3 protein-coding genes are annotated in these 2732 nt (G+C 78.1%); 2 read left to right on the forward strand and 1 reads right to left on the reverse strand.

Translation table 11 applies throughout. From position 1 onward, the window contains the following. Both FVA95_RS28280 and FVA95_RS28285 read left to right on the forward strand, forming a co-directional pair. Positions 1-170: integrase core domain-containing protein (locus FVA95_RS28280; RefSeq protein ID WP_149663001.1), on the forward strand; the 170-nt coding region annotated here is incomplete at its 5' end. Positions 171-246: 76 nt separating this feature from the next. Next, the gene (locus FVA95_RS28285) at positions 247-2319 is read left to right on the forward strand and encodes an Hsp70 family protein (protein ID WP_149666844.1); all 2073 of its coding nucleotides are present in this window, start codon (positions 247-249) and stop codon (positions 2317-2319) included. A 184-nt stretch (positions 2320-2503) separates the two neighbouring features. Here FVA95_RS28285 and FVA95_RS28290 read toward each other — a convergent pair. Continuing rightward, on the reverse strand, positions 2504-2732 hold a 229-nt coding region (locus FVA95_RS28290; RefSeq protein WP_193564440.1), incomplete at its 5' end, for a transposase.

Here is a 2732-nt window from a genome sequence, read left to right on the forward strand (position 1 = left end):
GGACCCTGGCCGACGGCTGGGCCTACGCCCGACTCTATGAGTCGACCCGCCAACGCAACGACGCCCTACCCGGCTGGCTGCACTTCTACAATCACCACCGCGCTCACTCCGCCATCGGCGGCCAGCCACCAGTCACCAGGCTGACCAACCTCCCTGGACATCACAGCTAACGCCGGAGCGGCCCCCGCCGATGGGTCGGGGGAGAGGACCACGCCGGCGTGCCGGTTCGACGAGGGGGGAGCAGTGGTGTCGTACCTGCTCGGGATCGATCTGGGGGCCACCTCGGTGACCGCGGCCGTGCTGCGCACGGGGGGCGCCGCGGAGTCCGTCCGGCTGGGCGGCCGCGACGGGAGCGACGTGCTCCCCGCGGTGCTCGTCGCGACGCCCGGGGGCGACCTGCTCTGTGGTGAGCCCGCCCGTCGCCGGGCCCCGGCCGAGCCGGACCGTGTCGCACGCGGCTTTCTCGACCGGGTCGGGGACCCGACCCCGCTGTCGCTGGGCGGCTTCGCCTACGCGGCCGAGGACCTGTGCGCCCGGCTGGTGCGCGTCCTGGTCGACGAGGTGTCCACCCGGCACGGTGGCCCGCCGTCCCGGATCGGCGTCACCTGCCCGGTGGGCTGGGGCCGGCACAAGCGGGACCTGCTGGCCGCCGCCCTGCGCCGCCGCGGGCTGACCGTCTCGCTGGTGACCGCGCCGCAGGCCGTCGCGCTCGCCCACCGCGCCGTCGTGCCGGCCGGGGGGCCGCTCGCCGTCGTCGACCTGGGGGGCAACGGGACCACCGCGACCGTGCTGGCCGCGGCCGCGCCCGGGGTGCTGCCCGACGCCGTCGGCCGCACGCTGACCTGCCGGACCGGTGGCGCCGACGTCGACGACGCGGTGTTCGCCTTCGTCCGGTCCTCCTCCCCGGCCACGGCCGCCGCGTTCGACGCGCTCGACCCCGACGACCCGCGGACCGTGGCCGCTCTGACCTCCCTGCGCGACGAGTGCCGCGCCGCCAAGCAGCTGCTGTCCCGGGACACGGTCGCGACCGTCCCGGTGGAGCTGCCCGGCCTGCGGGCCGCGGTCCGGATCCACCGCTCCGACCTCGACGAGCTCACCCGCCCGCTGCTCGAGCCGGTCACCGACCTGGTGCAGGACGTCGTGGCCGCGGCCCCGGACGCCGAGGTGCTGCTCGCCGGCGGCGCTGCACGGATGCCGGTCGTGGTGCAGGCGGTCTCGGCGGCACTGGGCCGCCCGGTCGCCGTCGTCGCGGACCCGGTGGCCGACGCCGCCCGGGGCGCGGCACTGGCCGTCGCGCCGGGGGCGGGGACCTCCTGGCCCGGTGTGCGGATGGCGCCGCTGACCGGTGTCCCCACCCCACGCGAGCCCGTCGACCCCGCCGGGCGCAGCCCGTGGGACCGGCCCGGGCCGGACGCCGCCGACCGCGCCGGCAGCGCCGACCGTGGCGACCGGAGCGACCGGGCCACCCCGGCGTGGCCGACCCGCGGTGAGCGGGAGCGGACCGCACGGACCGAGGCGCCCGCCCCGGACCGCACGGCCGTCGCCCTGCTCGACCCGGAGCCGCCGACCGGCCCGCTGACCGCGGTCCCCCGCACCCGTACGGCCCAGCCCCCCGCCCCCGCACGGACGTCGGTCCTCGGGGCCGGACAGGTGACCGCGCCGGCGATCGCCCGCCCGGAGCGTCCCGCGCCGGACACCCTGGTCACCCGGGACGCCCCCGCCGGTGCGGCCCGCCGCGGCCTGGTCACCCGGCAGCGCCTGGTGGTCGGTGCCGGTGGCCTCGCCGGTGCCGCCGCCATCGCCGGTGCGCTGCTGTTCTGGCCCACGACGAGCCCGGGAATCGGTGAGCTGAGCGCGGCCCCCGTGCTGAGCTCACCGGCCGTCGCACCGGCCCCGGTCGCCCCGGGCGCCGCCCCGGCCGCCGGTGACGCGTCCGGCCCGGTCGCGGGAGCCCCCGTGGGCGGGACGCGCGCCGGCACCTCGGGTGGCGCAGCCACCGGGGGCGTCGCGGCCCGCCCCGCCGCGGGTGCCGCTGCGCCGGTCGCGCCCGGCGCCCCCGCTCCGGCCGCGCCCGCCCCGGTCGTGCCGGCTCCGGCTGCTCCGGGACCGGCCGTGCCGTCCGCCCCGGTGGTGTCGCCCCCGCCGGTCACCACGCCGCCGGCGACCAGCACGGGCCCGAACACACCGGCGGAGGGCTCCCCCGCTCCGGCCACCCCGCCGGTCACCACCCCGCCCGCCACCGACCCGACCACCCCGGCCCCGGGCCCGACGACCACGGCTCCCGCGCCGTCGTCGAGCGTCCCTCCGGCAGCCGCGTGATCATCCTGGGGGACAAGGAGATCGATCACCGATCACGCTGTGCGCTGCGACGACAGCGCGGAGTGACCCCCACCCCGTCCCGCCCGGACCCCGGGGCGGGATGATTCGGACCGCCGGGCCGGCGTGGACACGGGAGCCCCCAACGCCGGGGTCTGTAACGAGAACGGTGGTTCCGGCGATGTTGTCAGTAGTGCTCGGCGCCCGGCCAGCGGTCACCGAAAGTGATGGCGAAGGCGTTGAGGACTGGCTTCCAGCGCATCATCCATCGGGTGTGGCCTCGTCCGGTCGGGTCGAGGCTGCGGGTGACGAGGCTGCGGGTGACAAGGTACAGACATTTCATCGCGGCCTGCTCGCTGGGGAAATGCCCTCGCGCTCGGACTGCTCGCCGGTAGCGGGCGTTCAACGATTCGATC

The sequence above is a fragment of the Pseudonocardia sp. EV170527-09 genome (genome assembly GCF_008369905.1).
GTDB lineage: Bacteria > Actinomycetota > Actinomycetes > Mycobacteriales > Pseudonocardiaceae > Pseudonocardia.